This window comes from Pseudomonas sp. FP2196 (assembly GCF_030687715.1).
Classification (GTDB): Bacteria; Pseudomonadota; Gammaproteobacteria; order Pseudomonadales; family Pseudomonadaceae; genus Aquipseudomonas.
On the sequence record NZ_CP117445.1, the window covers coordinates 1,880,735 to 1,902,841 of the forward strand.

Below are 22,107 nucleotides of genomic sequence, written 5' to 3' on the forward strand. Positions count from 1 at the left end.
GAAATCCCTGTGGGAGATGGCTTGCCAACGATGAGGCCAGTGGTGCGCTAGGCGCTGACCTTAAGGCCGATCAACCCGGTGATGATCAACGCCACACTGGCCAATCGAATCAACGCCATTGACTCGCCAAACAGAATGATCCCGGCAATCACCGTGCCCACGGCACCCACGCCGGTCCAGATCGCGTAGGCCGTGCCCAGCGGCAATTCCTTCATCGCAAGGCCGAGCAGGCCTAGGCTGATGGCCATGGCCGCAACGGTCAGTGCAGTGGGAAGTGGACGGCTGAAGCCATCGGTGTATTTCAGGCCGACGGCCCAGCCGACTTCGAACAGGCCGGCGCAAAACAGAATGATCCAGGACATGAGAGACCTCCATCGATTGACGGGGTCGTCCCCAGATTAAAAAACTCGATCGAGCCGCGAGGTCGTCCCCGCGTTGCGCGATAGAGTGCCGCGCATTAACCCGGGGATCAAGTTTCCCGATCAGTCCGTCGCTCGTTGAGCCAGCGCCTGTTCATCTTCTTTTTCGCTCATCCGCCGGAAGTAAGTGGAGAGCAACGCCCCGGAGATGTTGTGCCAAACGCTGAACAACGCGCTCGGCACCGCTGCCAGTGGCGAGAAGTGCGCGCTGGCCAGTGCTGCACCCAACCCCGAATTCTGCATGCCGACTTCCAGCGCCAGCGATTTGCGCTGAGCCAGCGGCAATTTGAATAGACGTCCGGTGAAGTAACCCAGCAAGTAGCCGAAGCTGTTGTGCAACATCACCACCGCCATGATCAGCAGGCCGGATTCGGCGATTTTCGCCTGGCTGGCGGCCACCACGGCGGTGACGATGATCACGATGCTGACCACCGAGACCAGCGGCAAAACATCCACCGCGTGACGCACCTTGTCACCGAGCAGACGTTGCGCGACCACGCCAAGGATGATCGGCAGCAGCACCACTTGCAGGATCGACCAGAACAGCTCCATGAACGACACCGGTAACCACGCCGAAGCCAGCAACCAGATCAGCGCCGGGGTCAGCAGCGGGGCGAGGAGGGTGGTGACGGCGGCGATGGCCACTGACAGCGCCAGATCGCCGCGAGCCAGCCAGGTCATCACGTTGGAAGAAGTGCCACTTGGGCAGCAACCGACCAGAATCACGCCGACGGCGATCTCCGGGGGCAGGTGAAAAATCTGGCAAAGCAACCACGCCACGCCGGGCATGATCACGAAGTGCGCAACCACGCCCAGCGCCACACGCCATGGATGGCGGGCGACAGCGGCGAAGTCATCAAGTTTGAGGGTCAGGCCCATGCCGAACATGACCAGCCCGAGCAGCGGCACGATCGCGCTTTTCAAGCCGAGGAACCACGAAGGTTGCAGGAAGGCCACGACGGCGAAAATCAGAACCCAGTAAGCGAAGGTATTGCCGACAAAGCGGCTGAGTGCAGCCAGTGCGCGCATGGCTTGTTCCTTGTTATGTGAAAGCGTTAGGAAGCTAAGCATACGGTGCTTGCAAAAAGATCGCAGCCTTCGGCAGCGCCTACAGGAAAATGCATTCCAAATTCAGGGGGCTGCCGAAGGCGGCGATCTTTTTTTTCAGGCACCCTCTATAGATGAAGGTGCTTGCGAGGGGCTTTAGATTCCCTGCGGAGTCTCTTCACCACCCAACGCTTCAACCAGCGCCGGCAGGAAGTCGCCGAAGGTCAGCATCATCAGGGTGAAGCTGGCATCCAGTTGACCGAGGGCTTCGTCGCCGCCGTCCTGTTCCGCCTGATCCTGCAGCAGGTCTTCGAATTTCAGGCGTTTGACGGTCATCTTGTCATCGAGCATGAACGACAGCTTGTCCTGCCAGGCCAACGACAACTGAGTAACGACTTTGCCGGTGCTCAGGTGCAGCTGGATTTCTTCGCTGGTCAGGTCCTGACGCTTGCAACGCACGATGCCGCCGTCTTCGTGGGTGTCGCGCAGTTCGCACTCGTCCAGCACATAAAAGTCGTCGGCGGCTTTTTGGGTGGTGACCCAGTCAGTCATGACGGCGGTAGGTGCCATTTTCACGGTCAGCGGACGAACGGGCAGGGTGCCGATCACTTCACGCAAGGTCGACAGCAGGTCTTCGGCGCGTTTCGGGCTGGCCGAGTTGACCAGGATCAGGCCCTGTTTCGGCGCGATGGCAGCGAAGGTCGACGAGCGACGGATAAAGGCGCGCGGCAAGAACGCCTGGATGATTTCATCCTTGATCTGGTCGCGTTCTTTCTTATAGACCTTGCGCATCTGCTCGGCTTCGATCTCTTCGACCTTTTCCTTGACCGCGTCGCGCACGACGCTACCCGGCAGAATGCGTTCTTCTTTACGCGCAGAAATCAGCAGGAAGTCGCCGCTGATGTGCACCAGTGGAGCATCTTCGCCTTTGCCGAACGGCGCGACGAAACCGTAGGTGGTCAACTCCTGGCTTGCACATGGACGCGCCAGTTTGGTGGCCAGTGCAGTTTCCAGCGCCTCGGCATCGACAGGCAGGTCTTGGGTCAGGCGATAGATAAGCAGGTTTTTGAACCACATGGGGTGAGTCTCTCCTTTATACAAAGGGGGGCATTATTGTCTTCGCCGTGGCATAGGCCAACCCTTCTCTAAGCCTTTGGAAGGCCTGAGAAAATTATTTAAAAAAGTGCTTGCCAGAGGTGGGGTCGCTCCGTAGAATGCGCGCCACACCGAAGCGAAGGGTGATTAGCTCAGCTGGGAGAGCGTCTGCCTTACAAGCAGAATGTCGGCGGTTCGATCCCGTCATCACCCACCATTCGTTTCATGTGTTTAGCGCAGCGGTAGTTCAGTCGGTTAGAATACCGGCCTGTCACGCCGGGGGTCGCGGGTTCGAGTCCCGTCCGCTGCGCCATATTCGGTAACCTGGAACACTGAACGCCAGGTCACCACGGAAAAACCCGCTGAGGCGGGTTTTTTTCTGTCTCAAGTTTGTACGTTGTACCCGCGGGATGTGTCGTTTCATCGGTTTTCGGATTTTTTTGAAAAAAACTTCAATTAAATCAACACTTTACGAAAACTTGTGGCATAATGCGCCCCGTAACGAAGCGAAGGGTGATTAGCTCAGCTGGGAGAGCGTCTGCCTTACAAGCAGAATGTCGGCGGTTCGATCCCGTCATCACCCACCATTCGTTTCAAGCGTTTCGCGCAGCGGTAGTTCAGTCGGTTAGAATACCGGCCTGTCACGCCGGGGGTCGCGGGTTCGAGTCCCGTCCGCTGCGCCATATTCGGTAATCTGGAACACTGAACGTCAGATCACCACAGAAAGCCCGCCCAGTGCGGGCTTTTTGCTGTCTGGCGTTTGTATTTCTTCGCCGCATATAACTATGTAGTGCCTGCCAGGCGCGCCGCTTTCGGACAATGGGCAATGTTCTTCATCACCCGTGAGGGTTTTGGAGCCAATCCCATTGCCTTTCGAGAGTCGGACCCAATGCCTTCAATTCCTCCTGAAACCGTTACTCCAGCCCCCGCCGAGGATGCGGATGCGCTGTCATTCATGGCGGCCAATCCTGCCTTTCTTTCGAGCGATGATGCCGCAGCGTGCCTGCACGGTTTGTTGAAGACCCCGCAGAGCAGCGAACTTCACTGGTTCATCCTGAAAAGCGGAGAAGGGCAGTTCTTCTGCGCCCCGCGTATTGACGCCACTGTATCCGGTGATGAAGCACTTCACCGCGACGTAGCAACGGTGCAGCGTCTGGTGCTTGCGGTGACAGTCAGTGCGACTGAGCCGTTGACGATTCCAAAGGGGTTTACTCTTGAAGCGAGTTTTCACGCCCGTCCGAGCAAGGCAAAAGCCGCCGAAGAAGCTATCGCCGAATGGGTTCAGCGCAATCGGTTTTTTACAATGTCCGATTTGTCGGCGGTAATGAGCGCGCGTCGAAAATACTCGAAGTGCTATCTAAGCGTGCGCAACGGCGGCCTTATCTCATACACCTCGACCAATCTGCCCTTTGAAACGGAGCTGTCGCCGCAGCTTATGAAAACCCTCAATGGCCAGCCACGGCGATTCGAGAGTCTGTATGAAGACGGGGCGGTGCCAAGCAGTGTGTGGATCCTGCTGGCCCTGGCGGCGGGAGAAGTGAGCGTTGTAGTCCCCGGCGATCTCTGGCGACACCGAGGTCAGCTCAAGGCCAGTTGGCGATCGGACATCCTGACTGCGCAACCCGCAATCGAACGGGTGCCGATCTTTGGGCCTATCTGTCGAGATGCCAAGGATGTGGCGGCTTATCTGCGTAGCAAGTTACCCGCGTCGCTGTCGGCATACCCGAACGTCGGCTTCGTTCTCAAACACAACGCCAGTAACTTTTTTGTTGTCACTGAACCTGTCTCCAGCCATTACGCCAGCTTTGACCGAGCCGTTCTGTTTCCCAGGGACCAACACGGTAATCCATTGATTCCCGCAGAGTTTCGGGTGCATGGCATTTATCACTCGATCCAGCCGTTACCGGTGGATCAATCCGCTTCGGACGGAGGTGATCTTTACCAGAATTTTTTCTCCCCTGCGGATCTCAAGGTCGGCCTCGATCGCTTGAGCGTGGCACCTCATCAGCGCATTTTTGCAATCACTCCCGATGGGGCGGTCTTGCGTTTTGCCAAGCCGATCATGCCCAAAGTCCTGGCGTTGACCACAGAACTTGCTCAAGACCTCGAGCAGAAAATCATATCCGGCGACATGAGCCCGCAGACGTATGTCAACAAAGTCGCCGACGCCGGAACTCTCAGTGTCCTTCTGGCGAGCAAGACCTGGGCGCACGTCGGAAGGGTTACGGCATCCTTCAGTACGGATGTCACTGACGCGCCGGTTACCTGATGATCATTGGCTGTTGCGCTGGTGGCGATAGTCGCTGACCGCTTCGTACACCGCTTTACGCAGTCGGTTGATTCCGCCGATCGGGCGATGCGCTTCGATGCCAAACCATGGGTTGAACGACAGGTTGTCGCATTGCAGATTCTGCTGTGGTGTATCGAAATCCTGAGGTGGCAGGGTGATGCGGGCCACGGGTTCGAACGGTGCATCCTGCTCGCGCCACTGGATGCTGGTGTCCTCGATCGGCATGTATTTATTGGCGTCCTGACGCTGAATCTGTAGCACGTAACAAGCGGGCACCCGATCCGTGGATAACTGCTTATTCAGGGCGCCGCGCAGGAAGTTCGGCAAGTCGTGGTTCTGCTTGGGCAAAGTGTAGGCTGGGCAATTGTCCGGATCGGGCGTTACCCGAAATTTCACATTGGCCTCACCAAACTTGTAGGGCGATACCGAGAAGTAAGTCGTCCCTGTCGGACTGTCCGGCGGCGGCGCCAGTGTTGCCAGCGCAATAAACAGATGGCGGATTTGCCAGGTGCGTGGATCCCATCCCGGAAAAAACGCCATGACCTTTTTGCCGTCAGCCTGCGCCGCCACATTCTGACGATACTCGGCGACATCGCTGACAAAGAAGTTCGGGTGACTGAACATCACGAAGTCTTGTTCGTGCTGTTGCTGGCGGTTACCGAGTAGCTGTATGCCTGGCACGTCGAGCAACTTGATCGCCATGCCACGGGCGTCGCGCATGCTGTCGAACTGCGGATAGGCATTGCCATTGGATAGTCGAATCATCGCCTGCCAGGTTTTACCCGGCTCGCTGAAGACACCCTGTCGCAATGACTGTGCCAGTTGCGGCAGAACCTGCACCTGCGCTTTCACACAACCATGGGCCTTGGCGTGAGCGTCGCGTAAATAGCGAGTGCCTGCGCGGTGTTGATCGACGATGCGCACGGCCGTCTGGATCACATCCTGAGTCATGGCCGACTCGCCTGGCGGAATCTGCTCCAGTGCTGAAACCGGGCCACGGTGCTGCCAGGCAAACCATGCCGTGGCGACGGCCCAGCCGAGCAGTCCGATGGCGAAAACTATCAACAACGTTTTGCCCAGCAATCGTCCCAGCCACAACCAGATTCTGGCCAACAACGGCATTTCTTTCTTGAAGGTCGAGATCATGGCAATTGCGCCTCCAGCGGGCCGCCCAACACCTTCAGGTATTCCAGCAATGCCCAACGTTCTTCGGGCTGCAACAGCCGGCCGATAACGCCATTGCCGCGCTCGCCGGCGCGGAATTCATGGCCGCTGTTGTGGTTGCCAGTGATCCGCGTGTCGAACACAAAACCATTGGTAAACGCTTCGGTGCGATAGCCCAGATGTCGCGGGTCGTATTCGAAGGTGCCTTTAAAGAAGGTGGTGGCGCGCTCATCCTGCGGCGAAAGCAATTGATAAATGCTTGGCACCGAACCGTTGTGCAGAAACGGCGCGGTAGCCCAGATGCCGGCCAGTGGGCGCGCCTTGTAGGCGACTTTTTCACGCACGCCGATGGGCAGGCCGAAACCGTCCAGGTCAGACTTTTCCTCTGGCGTGACTTTCGCCTCGCGATAGGCGCGGTTTTCGACAAATGCGGTGACGTAAGCCAAACCTTTGGCTACGGACAACTGGCTCAGATCCAGCGGCTCACTGGGTGTCGGATGCAGCTTCACATCCATTTTTTCCAGTTCTTTGAGATCCCATTGCAGGGCTGTCAGGTCGAAGCGATGGGTGGCGATGTTGTTGGCGGCGCTCGGATCGGTACCGATGACGTCTACCGGTAACATGTGCAGATGCTGCACCCAGCGATCGCCTTCCTGAATCCTGCGTGGGACGTGGCAACCAGCGCAGGTCTCGACGAACAGCGTGCGGCCTCTGGCTGCGAGCGGCTTGTCGATGGCACCCAACAGATCTTCGGGCCAGGCGGGCGGTTGCAGGTGTTGCAGGGTTTTTTCGATTTTGTGCAGGTCACGCACACGGACGCTGGAGGCGTAACGGTCATCGCCTTGCAGCGGCTGGCCGTTGGCGTCGAAGAAATTCAGGGTGGCGCCGACGCCCAAGGCTTCACCGATGTTGCGCGCCATAGGCTGTTGTGCCGAACCGTTCCACTGCACCCAGTCGAAGGTCCACATGTCCCAAAGCTGGGGGTAGTCCACCGGCGCATTGGCCACGCGATAGTTGGCAGGGGAAATGGCGTCGCCGAACGTCGCGTTCGCTATCCGCCCGAATGCATCGGCGCGGCCCGGGCCTTCCTCGGTGGGGTAGAGGCCGCGGTGTGTGTCGTTCCAGGCGACTTTCAGGAAGGTGTTCAGCGTGACTTTGAAGTCCTTGCGCAGTTGCTCGTGGCGGGCGTCGTAGTCATTGCCCAGCACATTTCGCGCAAAGCGCTCGAATTTCCACGGATTGAGGTAAGTCGACGTAAGGCTGGCGACCAATGCCTGTCCGAAACTACCGCCGCGTAATGTCGGAACGCTGGAAGGCAGTACGTGCTGCGCCGTGCCTCCGTCGATGCGGACAGCATGGCCTTTGAAGCGCAATTCGCCGGTGTGGCAAGCCGCACAAGTTATGTCCAGATAGTGCTCGGTGCTCCCGGGATTCTGGTGTCGCGCAAAGCCGACAGGCAGGTTGCCGGGATTGCCCGGCGTGGCTTTCTGTTGCGGATCGATGAGAAAACCGAAGCGCGCGAGGTATTCGGGGGCGGCGAAACGTTGCTGCGAAAAGGGCAACTCCAGCGCCTGAAACCACTCATAGCGCAGCCCTTTGACTTGCGTGCCCTGGGGCGTGAAGTAATAGGTCTGTCGTTCTTCTTCCGCCCACTGATTCAGGTAATGCACCTGCTGCGCGGGGGTGTAGAAGGGCATTTTCGGATTGGCCACGTAGTACAAAACCACCGCGAGGACGAGTCCCAGCAGCACGACGACCAGAGCCAGCACGCGGAATAAAAGGCGCAAGATAAACATCCTTGTCGAATTGTTGCGCTGTTATGCCTGACCATGACCCTGTGCGGCAAGTGGCCATTACGCCAGATGTTGGGGGAATGTAAGTCGTTCGTTGTCGCGACCAGATGACATAAGCTTCATCATTGCTTTGCCCAAATGCGTTTTAATCCCTGAACTTATCGCAGGTTTACTGCTCTCATGCCGGTAGCCATTGGTCGTGGCGGCCTGATAAGCTCGCGGCTTTACTCGATTGCCCTTTCGGCGCATGAACAAGGAAATAGCATGAAACAGCATCGGTTGGCGGCGGCGGTAGCCCTGGTTAGCCTGGTCCTCGCGGGTTGTGATTCGCAGACCAGCGTAGAGCTGAAAACCCCGGCGCAAAAAGCTTCCTACGGTATCGGCCTGAACATGGGCAAGAGCCTTGCTCAGGAAGGCATGGATGATCTGGACTCCAAAGCGGTAGCCCAGGGCATCGAAGATGCCGTCGGCAAGAAAGAACAGAAGCTGAAAGATGAAGAGCTGGTCGAAGCCTTCGCCGCGCTGCAAAAGCGTGCTGAAGAGCGTATGGCCAAAATGAGCGAAGAGTCGGCATCCGCCGGCAAGAAATTCCTCGAAGAAAATGGCAAGAAGGCGGGTGTGACCACTACCGCTTCGGGCCTGCAATACGAAGTCGTCAAGAAAGCCGACGGCCCACAGCCTAAGCCGACTGACGTAGTGACTGTTCACTACACCGGCAAGCTGACCAACGGCACCGTATTCGATAGCTCCGTCGAGCGCGGTAGCCCGATCGATCTGCCAGTAAGCGGCGTGATCCCGGGTTGGGTTGAAGGTCTGCAATTGATGCACGTTGGCGAGAAGTACAAACTGTACATCCCTAGCGATCTGGCTTACGGCGCACAATCGCCAAGCCCGGCAATCCCGGCCAACTCGGTTCTGGTCTTCGACCTGGAACTGCTGGCCATCAAGGATCCAGCCAAAGAAGGCGCCGCGGCCAAGTAATTAGCCAAGGCTTCGACAACAACGCCTCGCTTATGCGGGGCGTTGTTGCATCTGGACCCTGGCAAGGGTAAACAGAGCGAACCGATGGCGGTCGGGGGAGTCATAGCCTTTGAGGCTGCCCGCACTAGACGCCCTGAGCCGCCAAGTCAATGAAATATTGGGGTTTTTTATGTGAGTAAAAAACGCCCGATCTGAGCGCAGCCCTTATGAAACGGGGCTTTCAGCGCTGAAATGCAGCTCTGTTCACAAGGTTATCCACAATTTGTGTGGATAACATTTCAACGGGAGGAATAGATGAAAGCTCCGTGGAATTTCGCTCGATTCCTGCCTCTGGCCGGCCGTCTGCTGGCTCGCGGTCGCCTGCCGACGCTGCTGTTTGCCGTGGCCAGCAAGGGCGCCGCGCAAGGCAATAGACTCGGCAAGCTCAAGGATGATCTTCGTTTGCTTCAGGCCTTGTGCCTGGCCTACTGGCGCGGTGAGTACCGGGCGATCAGCCCGAAAGCCTTGATTTCGGTGGTGGCGGGGTTGATGTATTTCCTCAGCCCGGTGGATGCTATCCCGGATTTTATCCCGGTATTCGGCATGCTTGATGACATCGCCGTCCTCGCCTGGCTGATGAAAACCCTCGACGATGAACTCAACGCCTTCCGACTTTGGCGCAATCGCCAGCGTCCGGAAAAACTCGCGGTCGTCGAACGCCTGCCCGATACCCCTGAGCAATTGCAGATTCAGGGCCCGAAAAAGCCCTGATTCCCCCATCCCGCCTGCAGATAGATACCCCCCGCGACCTTGGCCGCTGTTAGGATTACACTTCTAGGGAAAAGTGCTGACTCGCTAAGTGTTGTTGTCCTACGGGGTAGTCATGGATATTCAGATAATTGCACGCGATGGCGAACCCGAATATGCGGTTTTGCCATGGGCTCAGTATCAGTCTCTACTGAAAGCAGCAGGCATCAACGAAACACCGTCGCGACAGGCGCCAGCGCCGCTCGCGGCAACACCAGACCTGATTCTTCCAGGTCTGGATCAACTACGCAGTTTGCGCGAAGGGAAGGGCATCGCCATCGAGGCGCTGGCCCGCACGGTAGGCATCAGCCCGTCTTATCTGGCCATGATCGAAAGTGGCGAGCGTCTGCCCGACGCCGCGATTCGCCGCAGCCTGGCCTGGGAGCTGACGGTGCCAGGGTGGAGGGATGAATCGTGAGCGTACGCATCAGTCGTCAACATTGGGACGGATTGCTGGGGGAGCTGGATCAGGCGCGCAGGCAGCGCCATCTGTTGACCTATCGGGCCTTGCTCGAACGTTTGCAATTGCCGACACCGGCGATGCAAACCTTGACGGCCGCGTTGGAGCATCTGGCCGCGCTGGATGCCAAGGCCGAACAACCATTGCGCAGTTCGCTGGTGATAAGTCAGGGCGCCAGTCGCTTGCCGCGTACCGGTTTTTTTGAATGCGTCGAGCGCCTGGGGCGTTTTTCCGGGCCGTCCGATGGCGTTGCCGCAGCGTCATGGCATGCTTCGGAAGTCGTCAGAGTCTTCGAATACGAGTACCCGGAATCGGCGGAGGCTTGAGTGTTTTTACGACTCAAGGCGCGAGCTGGTTACTGGCTGGCTCGCCGACTTTTTCATTGGTCGTGGTTTGTTCGCCAGCCCCGAGGCTGGCGCTGGCTCGAGGGGCAGTTCGCACGCATGGCAGCCCTCGGTAACGTCAGCGCGCAAAGCTTCTACGGCCACATCCTGGCCTTTCGCGGTGTAGGCCTGGGTGCACGTGAAGAAGGCGTGCGCTTGTTGCGGCTGGCGGCACTGGCCGGCGATGGCAAAGCGGCTTATCAGGTCGGGGTGATCTGCCTGACAGGTACACCGAGCAAAGCGTCGGACCCTGTTGAGGCCGCACGCTGGTGGAGCATGGCCGCCAAGGCCGGGCATCCGTTGGCCGAGCATAAGTTGAAAGAGCTGAGTGCCCGGGATTCAACGCAGTAAGTCTATCTGTGTCTGCTCAATAAACGTGGCGTGAGGGAAACTTCACACCACGTTTGCGTTTTCGCCTGCCTGTTTGTTTTTTTGGATAGTTTGAGGATTAGTCCTACATCTATTGCCTACTTGCCTGACTTCTTTCCTGATTGATCCCCCGCACAGTTCCCGCGCCTAATTTTTGCGCGAGGGAACGTTCATGCTCGACCCGGTTATTCAGTCCACCCCGCACCCAAGCGTGCGTTGATGGAAGCCATCACCCGTATCGAGCAAGCACTCGACAGCTTCCCTGACACCCTCAGTCTCTACCGCGAGCAGCTCAAACACTGGGCCAGCCGTGCCTCCGACACAGTCAGCCATGCTACCGATCTGCCGTCGTTGATGGGCATGGAGCGGATCATCCGCTTTGGTGAGAGCAATACCGCCGTCAGCAGTAGCGACGACCAGTTTTTCTCCAGCGTCGTCCAGTGCCCGAAGGGCGGGCTGATGTTGATCGAGAGCAAGTTCGAATCGGTGTATGACATCCCGCTGGGCAACATCAAGGTCGATGTGGTGGCGGTGGATGGCGGTGAAAAAACACCGGTGACCCTTGATGCCCAGGGCAAAGGGGAGTTCAAGGGCGCAGAGGGCAAGTTCTACCGGGTGCAAGTACACGGTGCTGTCAGCCCGGAACAGGTTGAAGTTCTTTTTGAGTCCTACGATGGCCTGACCCTTGAGCTGGATGATTGGCTGCGTAGCGAATGGCAGGGGTTCAAGCCACAGTGGTCGCAGTCGGTGGCGACTGCGGCGAGCAACGGCTTGCTTGCCGGGAGTTGGGCGGCGATTGAGGGGGTGTGGGGCAGCATCGGGATGCTGTCGGACATTCTCAAAGATCCTGGGGCGTTTGCCGAGCAATTGGGCAGTGGTGCAACTGATCTGATCAATCTGGCAGCTACCGCGCCTGAGGTGATGGAGCAGCTTCAACTGCTGGTCAGTGACGAGGCGACCCTGTGTTTGCTGCTACGCACGGCGAGTCTCTGGCTGGAGATGTTGCCGCCCAGTGAGATCGCCGGCAAAACCGCTCAAGCGGCGTCGATGATGATCGTGCAATTGCTGCTCGATGTGCTGATCAGCGTTGTGTTGACGTTCGCCAGTGGTGGCGCTGGGATCGCTTATCTGACGCTGCGTCTGGCAGATCGCGCGGTTCAATTGCTGTCAGCGGTGACGCGGCTGGTGAAGGCGTTGTTTGCCATCGTCAACGGCTTCATCAAGTACGTTGATCAATACAAAACCGTTGCCGCGCGCGGCATAGCGGCCGGCGTGAAAAAAGGCCGGATGCAACTGCGCTGGAATGCCAAGCGCAACGCCTCGCTGAAGAAAGACGAACCTCACGACGATAAGCCCGATCAGGCTAAAAACCCCAACGGCGACAGCGCCGACTGCGTGCCCTCGACCTGCACCAACGGCTGCCCGGTGTCGATGGTCACTGGCGAGGAACTGCTGACCCTGACGGATGGCACGCTCGATGGACTGCTGCCGTTCGAGTTCACCCGCTTGTATCGCACCAGTGCCGCTGAAATCGATGTCGGGCTGGGGTTTGGCTGGAGTCATTCTCTGGCGCATCGGCTGGAGTTCGATGGCGATTTTGTTGTTTGGGTCGATCACGAAAATCGGCGCACGCGGTTTCCAGTGCCGAGTGCTGAACGGCCGGCGATTCACAACAGTTTGTCGCGGGCGGCGATTTTTCTAGGGGATGAGCCGCAGGAACTGATTCTCGCGCTGGCGGGGGACACGGCGCGGTTTTATCACTTTCGGGCCGGGCGGCTGACGGCGGTCAGTGATGGGTATGGCAATCGTCTGACCGTGCAGCGGGATCGATCCGACAGGGTTCAGCGACTGGATAACGGGGCGGGTCGGGCGCTGCTGTTGCGTTATGAGCGGGCTCATCTGGTCGGCGTTGATTACCAAACGTTTTGTGAGGGTGGCTGGCACACCGAACAAACCCTTGCCAGTTACCGCTACGACGCCTATCAGCACCTGATCGAAGCCTCTAACGCCGTTGGCGACAGCGAGCGTTACGACTACGACGATCTGCACGTCATTCTTCAGCGTCAGCTGACCGGTGGCGCGAGTTTCTTCTGGAAATGGGAGCGCTCAGGCAAGGCTGCCCGCTGCGTGCGCCACTGGGCGTCGTTCTCGCAGATGAACACGCGTTACGTCTGGTCCGACGACGGCAGTGTCGCGGTGCATTACGTCGATGGCACCGAAGAAACTTACGTGCACGACGACCGTGCGCGGCTGGTGCGCAAGGTCGAGGCTGACGGCGGCGAACACCTCAAGGCCTACGACGATCAGGGTCGCTTGGTCGCCGAGCAGGATCCGCTTGGCGCCATTACCGAATACCGTTACGACGAAGTCGGACGGCTGATCGCGCTGCTTCCGCCGGACGACGAGCCGACATCCTACGAATACCGCAATGGTTTCCTGCACAGCCGCTCTCGCGGCGAGGCGGTGTGGACATACCGGCGCAATGCCCAGGGTGATGTTACCGAAGCGGTTGATCCTGACGGGCAGGTTACGCATTACCACTACGATGCGCGTGGGCAGTTGCTGTCGATCCGCTATCCGGACACCAGTCGGCATGTGCTGGTCTGGAACACGCTCGGCCAGTTGGTTGAAGAAACCCTGCCCGATGGCGGTGTGCGGCGCTTTTCCTACGATGCGCTGGGGCGGCGGAGCACAACGCAGGACGAACACGGCGCGATCACGCGTCAGCACTGGGACGCCGTTGGCCGACTGATCCAGACGACTTCTCCTACGGGGGCCACCCGCACCTACAGCTACGGCGCTTACAACCAGGTCACCGCCGAACGCGACGAACTCGGCCGCATCACTCGCTACGAATATGACGACGACCTGCATCTGGTCTCCCGACGGATCAATCCTGACGGCACGCGGGTGCAATACCGCTACGACCATGCGCGACTGCTGCTGACGGAAATCGAAAACGAGTCCGGCGAAAAGTACCTTCTGGACTACACGCCCACCGGACTGATCCGACAGGAAACCGGTTTCGATGGGCGGCGCACGGCCTACGCCTATGACCTCAACGGTCATCTGCTGGAAAAGACCGAATTCGGCGATGACGGCTCGACGTTGGTCACCGGATACGAACGCGATACCGCCGGCCGCCTGCTGGTCAAAACCCTGCCCGACGGGATCAAGGTCGAATACCGCTACGACCGCCTCGGCCGTTTAACCGGCGTCGACGATGGCCAGAAACATCCGCTGGCTTTCGAATACGACCTGCAGGACCGGCTGATCACCGAGCATCAGGGCTGGGGCACCCTGCGTTACGCCTACGACATCTGCGGCCAGCTCAAACGCATGCGCCTGCCGGACAACAGCAAACTCGATTATCACCATGCCAAGGGCGGCGCGCTCAGAGCCATCGACCTCAACGGCGCGTCACTGACCCGCCACGTTTACCAGTCCGGTCGTGAACAACAACGCCAGCAAGGCCTGCTGCTCAGCGAATATACCTACGACGATCAGGGCCGCTTGCTCGCCCATGCCGTAGGCCATCAACACGATTCGCTGTACCGCCGCGACTATGCCTACAGCGCCAACGGCAACCTCGAGCACATCGCCGACACCCGCCACGGCCAGCGCACCTACGGCTATGACGCCCTCGACCGTTTGATCCGTGTGCGCCACTCGCGCGACGAACTGCCGGAATCCTTCGCCCACGACCCGGCCGGCAACCTGCTCATGCAGGACCGCTCCGGGCCGACGCAGATCAAAGGCAACCGCCTGCTGATGCAGGGTGACCGCCACTACGACTACGACGCCTTCGGCAACCTGATCCGCGAACGCCGCGGCACCGCGCAGAAACTCGTCACCGAATACCGCTACGACTGCCAACACCGCCTCATCGGCCTGACCCGCCCCGACGGCAAGACCGCCAGTTACCGCTACGACGCCTTCAACCGGCGCATCAGCAAAACCGTCGACGGCGCCATCACCGAGTTCTTTTGGCAAGGCGACCACCTCGTCGCCGAAAGCAGCCAAACCCACCACCGCAGCTACGTCTACGAACCCGGCACCTTCCGCCCGCTGGCGCTGCTCGACGGCAAAGGCCCGAAAAAGGCCTGCCCGTTCTATTACCAACTCGACCACCTCGGCACCCCGCAGGAACTCACCGACTACAGCGGCGAAATCGTCTGGTCGGCGCAATACGACGCCTACGGCAAAGTCGCCGCGCTGACCCTCGCCGCCGAGGAATACCTGGACCAGCCACTGCGCTTTCAGGGGCAGTATTTCGACGCTGAGAGTGGACTGCATTACAACCGGCATAGGTACTACGACCCACGGCTGGGCCGGTATCTGACGCCGGACCCGATCAAGTTGGCGGGTGGGTTGAATCAGTACCAGTACGTGCCGAATCCGACGGGGTGGGTGGATCCGTTGGGGTTGAGTTCGAACTGTCCGCCGCCGAAGAAGCCGGGTTGTGCGGTGCCGGGTGATGTAAGTGGAGCTAAGGTCAATGAAGGTGAGCCAGCGCTGCCGAAGATGACAGCGCAGGAGCGGAGGGCGAGGATTGATGAACTAGCCGAGGAAAATGCAAAGCGGCGTGTTAGTGAGTATGAAAAAATTTATGACATGCACACTGTGAAAAAACATAGTTCGGAAATTTCTGATCCAGCTCTCAAACAGCGAGCGATCAATGGAGCGGATCCTCATACCGGTGAGGTCCCGAAAGGTGCCAAAGGTAATCCAAGCTCTCAGTTTCATAGCTGGCGCATGCATTTGGGTGCCTTGAATAAAGCGATGACGAAGGATAAAAACGGTTTGATTAGGCATACAGGAAAGGATCAGAAGAAAAATCCAATAGTTAGGTTGGAACTGCCTGGAGCTGGGCGCGGTTACAGACCCAATAAAAAAGATTCACAAAATCCGGGGCTTAATGAGGATATGGATTGGTTTGAGGTTAAATTCGACAAAGTGAATACACAGGAGCCTTTTACGGGCTTCCCCGCGGAGGGAAAATGATGCTGAAAGACCCATTTTTAAATGAACGCTTCGAACCTGACTTAATGTGGTTCGTTGGGATATTTGATGTTTATGATAGAGAGGAGACCAAGGGTGTAGAGCTCGAGGCTTATGATCCGAATGATCAAGCTGATAGAAGTATGCTAATAAAGAAGTATTGCTTGAATCAGCCTTATCTCTCACATAGGCATAAATTGGCTCTCATTGAAAATCTAGAGGCGGTGCTTAAGGATCCAAACTTCGATTTTCAAGCTATATTTGAAATAGATGAATGCGAAACAAACAGTTGGCCGCGTGAGGAATGGTATTCATTAGAAAGTCCACGTAGGTTTTTTCAAGATGTCTATCAACTAGCGACAGAAATCTGGAAAGAGGATCTGTTGATGGCTGCTAGTGAAGATAAGTCGGCTTGGTAAACTAAAAATCAAGTCAACGTTGTACGCTAAGTTGCAATCGATGTAGCTCGGCAGAGGCGAGACTATCAATCACATGCACGCTATACCCCGGAATATTCTTCGCATGATGCTTAGCCTGCGAAGCCATCTCCGCAAGCTGACTAGCATCGAGTTGTGCGCACGCTTCGGGATGCAAATGCACCACGCCAATGGATAGCGACAACAACGGAAATTCCTGACGTACACCCTGTCGATTCGGCGCGATGAAGCAGCCGGCTTCGAGGTGTTCGGGGCGGTAGAAGCGGCGGCATTGGCTTTGGAAGTCGTCGAGTAACTGGTTGAGGCGTTTGCGCCAGTCTTCGGGGCCGAGGACGAGGAGGAAGTCGTCGCCGCCGATGTGGCCGACGAAGTCGCGGGTAGGATCGACGCGTTCGTTGAGGCACTGCGCCAGGCACAGCAGGACTTCATCGCCGCGGCCGTATCCGTAGATGTCATTGAAGGGTTTGAAGCTGTCGATGTCGACGTAGCAGATGACCGATTCGCGACCTTGTTGCAGCAGGCGGGTCAGGCATTGCTGGATCGGTACGTTGCCGGGTAGCAGGGTCAGCGGGTTGGCGTAACGGGCCTGCTGGATTTTCAGTTCGGTGATCAGTTTAAGCACGTCGATCACCCGACCGAGGCCGAGATAGCTGCCGTTGAGGGTAATGATGAAGTCTTCTTCGATCCGCTGACGGGCGCGGCTGGTGATCAGGCGACTGACCTGTTGCAGCGACTGGCTCATTTCCACGGCGAGGAAGTCGTCGTTCATAAGACGGCTGATCGGCTTGCGGGCGAAAAGGTCGGTGGCGAATGGCTTGAGCAGGGCATCCGACAGCGAGTGGCGATGGACGATGCCGCAGGGTTGGCCCTGTTCGTCGAGCACTGCCAGTGAGTTGAGATTGGCCTGGCGGCGGAAGGCTTCCAGCACGGTGGCGGTCGGCGTATCGCGATGCACGGCCGGTTGGTCGTTGAGCAGGGCGCTGAGGTCGCTGCCTTCGTCGTTTAATGCCACGCTGGCGCTGTCGTGTTTGGGCATCAAGGCGCGGGCATCGCGAGGCGGATGTTCTTGCGGTCGACTCAGCAAGTAACCCTGCACCAAATCCACGCCCATCTCGGTCAGCACAGCCAACTCTTCTGGGAGTTCGATGCCTTCGGCAATGACTTGCGCCCGGGAGGCTTTGGCTATCTGCAGGATCGAGCCGACGAATTCTCGCTTCAATGCATCCTGATGAATGCCATCAATGAAATGCCGGTCGATCTTCACGTAGTCCGGACGCAGCTCTGACCACAGGCGCAGGCTCGAATACCCGGCGCCGAGGTCATCCAGTGCAATCGAAAAACCCATCGCCCGATAGTGATGTAGAGCCGTTTGCAGCAACTGAAAGTCGTCGATTGGCGTCTGTTCAGTGAGTTCGATCACCACTTGGCTCGGCGGGATGCCGAAGTCTTGCAGCAATTGCAGTGTCCGCCCTGGCTGATGCGCGGCTTCGAGCAACGACTCCGGCGAGACGTTGAGAAACAGTTTGCCCGGCAGTTGCTGTTCGTTGAAACGGCGGCAAGCGCTTTGCCGGCAGGCGATTTCCAGTTCGCTCAAGCGTCCGGCCTGACGCGCCACCGCGAACAGCGCGATGGGCGAGTGCAGAGGGCTATTGGATGGGCCGCGAGTCAGCGCTTCGTAACCGAGGATACGTCGCTCGGAGAGGCAAATGATCGGCTGGAACAGGCTGTGTAAACCGCTTTGAGTCAGGATCGAGCTCAAGGCACTCAGCTGTTCGGTTGTGGTCATGGCAATCTCTGGCGATAAAAAAAGGACTGGGAGCGCTCTCGATGAAGAGAGTGGCTCCCAGTCCTTTATTGCACGACAGAATGATGACTGTTTGATGACGATCCGGGGATCGTCAGCATTAAATTGCCATCACCTTACTTCTTGGCCACCTGATTGCTCAGTTTCAGGTAATCCAGCAGAACGCGCCCGGTTTCGCTCAGGTAGGCATCGTCTTCCGGTTTGACCTTGTCCTGCTCGGCTGCCGCGAGGGCGTCTTCGTCTTCTTTCTTCAGCTCTTTGAGCGGTTCTTCGCCCTTGGCCTTGCGACGGAGGTTCTCCATCACCAGTTGCTTGGCGTCGATGCTGGTGTGCTGGGCACGACGATCCGCTTCATTGAGGCTGACGGTTTTTTCTTCCATCAGCTTCTGCGCCAGCGCCAGCTTGTCACGAATGAACACGAACTCGGCATCCTTGGCAGTGCGAGTGTCATGCTCGGACTTGAGCTGAGCCAGGAACGGCTTGAACGGATCGGCTGCCGGTTTGATCGCGGCCTTGATGGTGTCCCACGGCATGGCTTCCGGCAGGGCACTCTCGCCGATTTCCTTGGTGTCGATCAGTGACGGATAGTCGATGTCGGGCAACACGCCCTGATGCTGGGTGCTCTGACCGGAAACCCGGTAGAACTTGGCCAGGGTCAGTTTCAGTTCGCCATGGTTCAGCGGCTGAATGGTCTGCACGGTGCCTTTGCCGAACGTCTGGCCACCGATGATCAGCGCGCGGTGATAGTCCTGCATGGCGCCGGCGAAGATCTCCGAAGCCGAGGCGGACAGGCGGTTGACCAGCAGCGCCATCGGGCCTTTGTAGAACGCACCCGGGTTTTCATCTTCCAGCACGTCGACGCGGCCATCGGCGTTACGCACAAGTACGGTCGGGCCTTTGTCGATGAACAGGCTGGTCAGTTCGGTGGCTTCCTGCAGGGAACCGCCGCCGTTGTTGCGCAGGTCGATGACCACGCCGTCGACTTTGTCTTTCTGCAACTCGGTCAGCAGTTTCTTGACGTCGCGAGTGGTGCTCTTGTAGTCCGGATCTCCGGCACGGAAAGCCTTGAAGTCGAGGTAGAAAGCCGGGATCTCGATGACGCCCAGTTTGTAGTCCTTGCCGTCCTGTTTCAGGTTCAGCACGGATTTTTTCACGGCCTGGTCTTCAAGCTTCACCGCTTCACGGGTAATCGGCACGATCTTGGTGGTCTGGTCGTTTGGTGCATTGCTGGCCGGAATCACTTCCAGGCGCACCACGGTGCCTTTCGGGCCACGGATCAGCTTGACCACTTCGTCCAGACGCCAGCCGACCACATCGACCATCTCTTTGTTGCCTTGGGCAACACCGATGATCTTGTCGGCAGGGGCGACCTGTTTGGTCTTGTCGGCAGGACCGGCAGGCACCAGACGCACGACTTTCACCTGATCGTTGTCGCTCTGCAACACGGCGCCGATGCCCTCGAGGGACAGGCTCATGTTGATGTCGAAGTTTTCCGCATTATCCGGCGACAGATAGTTGGTGTGCGGATCGTAGGACATGGCGAAGGTGTTGATGTACGCCTGGAAGATATCTTCCGGACGGGTCTGATCCAGGCGAGACAATTGGTTCTTGTAGCGCTTGGTCAGGGTTTCCTGGATCTGCTTCGGCTCTTTGCCGGCGATCTTCATCCGCAGCACTTCGTCCTTGACGCGTTTGCGCCACAGGTCGTCAAGATCGGCGGTGGATTTGAGCCAAGGGGCGTCCTTGCGATCGATCAGCAAGGTTTCCTTGGTGGTGAAGTCCATCTTGTCGACGCCTTTGTTCAGCTCGGCAAGGGCGAAGTCCAGACGCGCCTTGACGCGATCCAGATAGCGCTTGTAGATGGTGAACCCGGCGTTGAGGTCGCCGCTTTTGAGGAAGTCGTCGAACTGGGTCTTCCACTTGTCGAATTCGGCGATGTCGCTGGCCATGAAATAGCTGCGCGACGGATCCAGCAGCTTGAGATAGCTGTCGTAGATGATCACCGAGCGCGCATCGTCGAGCGGCGGCTTGCTGTAGTGGTGACGCTTGAGCAACTCGACGACGTTCAGGCTGGCGATGACTTCATCGCGATCAGGCTGCAATTTGTCCCAGCTGTTGGCTGCGAATGTATTGCCCGACACCGGCAACAGGCCGATGCCGATGAAAAGAGCGAGGGCGGTGCTGGGGAGCAAATGCTTCATGCTGATTCGACGCGGGGACAATTGATAACGCATATTAGGCCGTCTTTGAAGTCGCCGGTTCTACGAGAGCCGGTCGCATAATGCAAAAAGCCCGGCGCTACAGCTTCGGGCTCAGTCCAGACTCACTATGGAGGCACTGTGAAGGCATTGCAAGGCGTGGAAGGTCAAGTGGCATGGGTTGAAGAGCCGAGTCCTACGTGTGATGTAGGACAAGTCCGCATTCGAGTGGCGGCAGCCGGCCTCAATCGCGCCGATTTATTACAGAAAGCAGGGCTTTATCCGCCGCCCCCAGGAGCCAGCCAAGTGCTCGGTCTTGAGTGCTCCGGGGTGATCAGCGAGGTCGGTGCGGGCAGTTCGTGGCAAGCCGGCGACCGGGTCTGCGCCCTGCTGGCCGGGGGTGGCATGGCTGAAGAGGTGGTCGTCGACGGGCGGCACGTGCTGCCGGTTCCCGAAGGCGTGTCGTTGATCGAGGCGGCGGCATTACCCGAGGTTTATGCAACGGTCTGGCTGAATGTGTTTCAGCTTGCGGCGCTCAAACCGGGTGAGAAAGTTCTCTTGCATGCGGGGGCAAGTGGAATCGGTTCAGCCGCTATTCAGCTGTGCAAGGCGTTCGGCAATCCATGTTGGGTCAGCGTCGGCTCGACCGAGCGTTTGGCTTACTGTGAAGCATTGGGCGCTCAGGGCGGCGTAGTGCGTACGGATGATCTGGAAAGCCTGCGCGACTTCGGCCCGTTCGATGTGATTCTCGATCCGGTCGGCGGTAACTACTCGGCGCTCAATCTCAAGCTCATGGCGCTGGATGGGCGCTGGGTGTTGATCGGTTTGATGGGCGGCCGTGAGGCGAAACTGGATCTGGCACAGGTGTTGGCCAAGCGTGTGCAACTGCTGGGCTCGACGTTGCGCAGCCGTGACGATCAGTTCAAGACGGATTTGTTCAGCGACTTGAGCCAGCATGTCTGGCCGCTGTTTGCCGAAGGGCGGTTGAGTCCGCAGTTGGCCAAGGCTTTCCCGGTGAAAGACGCCGAGGCGGCGTTTGCCGAGCTGGCGAGCAATACCGTTGCCGGGAAACTGGTGTTGGTGATTGACGAAAGTTTGAGCTGAAAGAAAGGCCAGATCAAAAGATCGCAGCCTTCGGCAGCTCCTACAGTGGAATGTGTACACCCTGTAGGAGCTGCCGAAGGCTGCGATCTTTTGCTTTTATTTCCAGAGATGGATCGGCCAGCCAGCCTTTTCAGCGTGCTCAAGCAATACCGGATCCGGATTAACCACGTGCGGGAAATCCACCTTCAGCAGCAACGGCAAATCGTTGCGTGAGTCGGAATAGAAACTCGCGCCCTCCAGATTCTCTTCTTCAGCATCCAGCCATTCCAGCAGCCGGGTGATCTTGCCTTCGCGGTAGGTCAGGGTGCCAACGGTGTGGCCGCTGTAAACGCCATGGGCGACTTCCAGTTCAATGCCCAGAACCTCGTCGATGCCCAACCGATCAGCAATCGGTTTGACCAGGTGGGTGCCCGATGCCGAGATCACCAGAATCCGGTCGCCGGCCTTGCGGTGTGCGGCGATGGCTTTGGTCGCGTCGCTGAAGATGATCGGTTCGATGAAGTCTTCAACCCACGGGCCGACCAAGTGCTCGACTTCTTCCGGGGTACGGCCGATCAGTGGTTCGAGGCTGAAGTCCATGTAGTCTTCCATGCGCAATTTGCCATGGCTGTAGGCATCCATCAGCTCGTTGTTTTTGCGCATGTACGATTCGGGATCGACCCAGCCCAAACGGCCCATCTGCTCGCTCCAGAGGGTGGCGCAGTCGCCATGGATGAGGGTTTCGTCCAGATCAAAAATTGCCAGGGCCATCAGTGCAGTTCTCTCTTCAACGTCAG

Annotated in this window: 17 protein-coding genes and 4 tRNA genes; 13 read left to right on the forward strand and 8 right to left on the reverse strand. The window is 58.1% G+C overall.

The features are described from left to right. Positions 1-47: 47 nt before the first annotated feature. The 3 genes from sugE to rdgC form a co-directional block, all read right to left on the reverse strand. Entirely contained in the window at positions 48-362 is a 315-nt protein-coding gene (gene sugE, locus PSH79_RS08535; protein WP_305442156.1) for a quaternary ammonium compound efflux SMR transporter SugE, read from the reverse strand. 120 nt (positions 363-482) lie between these two features. Beyond that, positions 483-1,448 (reverse strand): bile acid:sodium symporter family protein, encoded by a 966-nt coding sequence (locus PSH79_RS08540; RefSeq protein ID WP_305442157.1) that lies wholly within the window; start codon positions 1,446-1,448, stop codon positions 483-485. A 174-nt stretch (positions 1,449-1,622) separates the two neighbouring features. Further along, positions 1,623-2,543: a recombination-associated protein RdgC gene (gene rdgC / locus PSH79_RS08545; RefSeq protein ID WP_122593573.1), complete on the reverse strand. Its 921-nt coding sequence runs from the start codon at positions 2,541-2,543 to the stop codon at positions 1,623-1,625. A gap of 159 nt (positions 2,544-2,702) precedes the next feature. Between rdgC and PSH79_RS08550 the strand changes: the two genes are divergently transcribed. The 5 genes from PSH79_RS08550 (at position 2,703) to PSH79_RS08570 (ending at position 4,830) form a co-directional block, all read left to right on the forward strand. Further along, positions 2,703-2,778, forward strand: a tRNA-Val gene (locus tag PSH79_RS08550). A gap of 19 nt (positions 2,779-2,797) precedes the next feature. Continuing rightward, positions 2,798-2,874 (forward strand) — tRNA-Asp (locus PSH79_RS08555). Positions 2,875-3,072: 198 nt separating this feature from the next. Further along, positions 3,073-3,148, forward strand: a tRNA-Val gene (locus tag PSH79_RS08560). A 19-nt stretch (positions 3,149-3,167) separates the two neighbouring features. Next, a tRNA-Asp gene (locus tag PSH79_RS08565) sits at positions 3,168-3,244 on the forward strand. 143 nt (positions 3,245-3,387) lie between these two features. Beyond that, the gene (locus PSH79_RS08570) at positions 3,388-4,830 is read left to right on the forward strand and encodes a hypothetical protein (protein WP_305442160.1); all 1,443 of its coding nucleotides are present in this window, start codon (positions 3,388-3,390) and stop codon (positions 4,828-4,830) included. Positions 4,831-4,833: 3 nt separating this feature from the next. Here the strand turns inward: PSH79_RS08570 and PSH79_RS08575 are convergent, their stop codons facing one another. Continuing rightward, positions 4,834-5,997, reverse strand: a complete 1,164-nt coding sequence (locus PSH79_RS08575; RefSeq protein WP_305442161.1) for a catalase family protein — start codon at positions 5,995-5,997, stop codon at positions 4,834-4,836. Next, positions 5,994-7,802, reverse strand: a complete 1,809-nt coding sequence (locus PSH79_RS08580) for a di-heme-cytochrome C peroxidase (RefSeq protein WP_305442162.1) — start codon at positions 7,800-7,802, stop codon at positions 5,994-5,996. Before PSH79_RS08580 ends, PSH79_RS08575 begins: the two co-directional genes overlap by 4 nt. Before the next feature lie 270 nt (positions 7,803-8,072). On the opposite strand from PSH79_RS08580, the gene PSH79_RS08585 reads away from it, so the two are divergent. The 7 genes from PSH79_RS08585 to PSH79_RS08615 all read left to right on the forward strand — a co-directional run bounded on the left by PSH79_RS08585 (position 8,073) and on the right by PSH79_RS08615 (position 16,207). Further along, positions 8,073-8,789 carry an FKBP-type peptidyl-prolyl cis-trans isomerase gene (locus PSH79_RS08585; RefSeq protein WP_305442163.1) on the forward strand — a complete coding sequence of 239 codons (717 nt, stop codon included), beginning with the start codon at positions 8,073-8,075 and terminating at the stop codon, positions 8,787-8,789. A 294-nt stretch (positions 8,790-9,083) separates the two neighbouring features. After that, a complete protein-coding gene (locus PSH79_RS08590; RefSeq protein ID WP_305442165.1) occupies positions 9,084-9,539 on the forward strand; it encodes a YkvA family protein in 456 nt (151 codons plus the stop codon). 112 nt (positions 9,540-9,651) lie between these two features. Beyond that, the gene (locus PSH79_RS08595; protein WP_305442166.1) at positions 9,652-9,993 is read left to right on the forward strand and encodes a helix-turn-helix transcriptional regulator; all 342 of its coding nucleotides are present in this window, start codon (positions 9,652-9,654) and stop codon (positions 9,991-9,993) included. Continuing rightward, the gene (locus tag PSH79_RS08600; protein WP_003223109.1) at positions 9,990-10,361 is read left to right on the forward strand and encodes a hypothetical protein; all 372 of its coding nucleotides are present in this window, start codon (positions 9,990-9,992) and stop codon (positions 10,359-10,361) included. Before PSH79_RS08595 ends, PSH79_RS08600 begins: the two co-directional genes overlap by 4 nt. Then, positions 10,362-10,769 carry a tetratricopeptide repeat protein gene (locus PSH79_RS08605; RefSeq protein WP_305442167.1) on the forward strand — a complete coding sequence of 136 codons (408 nt, stop codon included), beginning with the start codon at positions 10,362-10,364 and terminating at the stop codon, positions 10,767-10,769. Between the two features lie 237 nt (positions 10,770-11,006). Beyond that, entirely contained in the window at positions 11,007-15,791 is a 4,785-nt protein-coding gene (locus tag PSH79_RS08610; protein WP_305442168.1) for an RHS repeat-associated core domain-containing protein, read from the forward strand. Next, positions 15,788-16,207 carry a hypothetical protein gene (locus PSH79_RS08615; RefSeq protein WP_052032707.1) on the forward strand — a complete coding sequence of 140 codons (420 nt, stop codon included), beginning with the start codon at positions 15,788-15,790 and terminating at the stop codon, positions 16,205-16,207. The genes PSH79_RS08610 and PSH79_RS08615 overlap by 4 nt, the downstream gene beginning before the upstream one ends. Before the next feature lie 13 nt (positions 16,208-16,220). Here PSH79_RS08615 and PSH79_RS08620 read toward each other — a convergent pair whose 3' ends face one another. Both PSH79_RS08620 and PSH79_RS08625 read right to left on the reverse strand, forming a co-directional pair. Further along, on the reverse strand, positions 16,221-18,011 hold the full coding sequence (locus tag PSH79_RS08620) for a bifunctional diguanylate cyclase/phosphodiesterase (protein ID WP_305442169.1): 1,791 nt from the start codon (positions 18,009-18,011) through the stop codon (positions 16,221-16,223). Positions 18,012-18,145: 134 nt separating this feature from the next. Continuing rightward, positions 18,146-20,230 carry a carboxy terminal-processing peptidase gene (locus PSH79_RS08625; RefSeq protein ID WP_305442170.1) on the reverse strand — a complete coding sequence of 695 codons (2,085 nt, stop codon included), beginning with the start codon at positions 20,228-20,230 and terminating at the stop codon, positions 18,146-18,148. A gap of 138 nt (positions 20,231-20,368) precedes the next feature. Between PSH79_RS08625 and PSH79_RS08630 the strand changes: the two genes are divergently transcribed. Further along, positions 20,369-21,331, forward strand: coding sequence for a zinc-binding dehydrogenase (locus PSH79_RS08630; RefSeq protein ID WP_305442171.1), 963 nt, complete (start codon positions 20,369-20,371; stop codon positions 21,329-21,331). Between the two features lie 96 nt (positions 21,332-21,427). Here PSH79_RS08630 and PSH79_RS08635 read toward each other — a convergent pair whose 3' ends face one another. Then, positions 21,428-22,081 carry an HAD family phosphatase gene (locus PSH79_RS08635; protein WP_305442172.1) on the reverse strand — a complete coding sequence of 218 codons (654 nt, stop codon included), beginning with the start codon at positions 22,079-22,081 and terminating at the stop codon, positions 21,428-21,430. Positions 22,082-22,107 lie beyond the last annotated feature (26 nt).

What these genes read in the sequence shown, in the direction of transcription:
- PSH79_RS08575 (WP_305442161.1), bottom strand. Translation starts at nt 5,997, where the DNA reads ATGATCTCGACCTTCAAGAAAGAAATGCCGTTGTTGGCCAGAATCTGG.
- PSH79_RS08585 (WP_305442163.1), top strand. Translation starts at nt 8,073, where the DNA reads ATGAAACAGCATCGGTTGGCGGCGGCGGTAGCCCTGGTTAGCCTGGTC.
- PSH79_RS08625 (WP_305442170.1), bottom strand. Translation starts at nt 20,230, where the DNA reads ATGAAGCATTTGCTCCCCAGCACCGCCCTCGCTCTTTTCATCGGCATC.
- PSH79_RS08635 (WP_305442172.1), bottom strand. Translation starts at nt 22,081, where the DNA reads ATGGCCCTGGCAATTTTTGATCTGGACGAAACCCTCATCCATGGCGAC.
- PSH79_RS08540 (WP_305442157.1), bottom strand. Translation starts at nt 1,448, where the DNA reads ATGCGCGCACTGGCTGCACTCAGCCGCTTTGTCGGCAATACCTTCGCT.
- sugE (WP_305442156.1), bottom strand. Translation starts at nt 362, where the DNA reads ATGTCCTGGATCATTCTGTTTTGCGCCGGCCTGTTCGAAGTCGGCTGG.
- PSH79_RS08615 (WP_052032707.1), top strand. Translation starts at nt 15,788, where the DNA reads ATGATGCTGAAAGACCCATTTTTAAATGAACGCTTCGAACCTGACTTA.
- PSH79_RS08590 (WP_305442165.1), top strand. Translation starts at nt 9,084, where the DNA reads ATGAAAGCTCCGTGGAATTTCGCTCGATTCCTGCCTCTGGCCGGCCGT.
- PSH79_RS08620 (WP_305442169.1), bottom strand. Translation starts at nt 18,011, where the DNA reads ATGACCACAACCGAACAGCTGAGTGCCTTGAGCTCGATCCTGACTCAA.
- PSH79_RS08610 (WP_305442168.1), top strand. Translation starts at nt 11,007, where the DNA reads ATGGAAGCCATCACCCGTATCGAGCAAGCACTCGACAGCTTCCCTGAC.
- rdgC (WP_122593573.1), bottom strand. Translation starts at nt 2,543, where the DNA reads ATGTGGTTCAAAAACCTGCTTATCTATCGCCTGACCCAAGACCTGCCT.
- PSH79_RS08570 (WP_305442160.1), top strand. Translation starts at nt 3,388, where the DNA reads ATGTTCTTCATCACCCGTGAGGGTTTTGGAGCCAATCCCATTGCCTTT.
- PSH79_RS08595 (WP_305442166.1), top strand. Translation starts at nt 9,652, where the DNA reads ATGGATATTCAGATAATTGCACGCGATGGCGAACCCGAATATGCGGTT.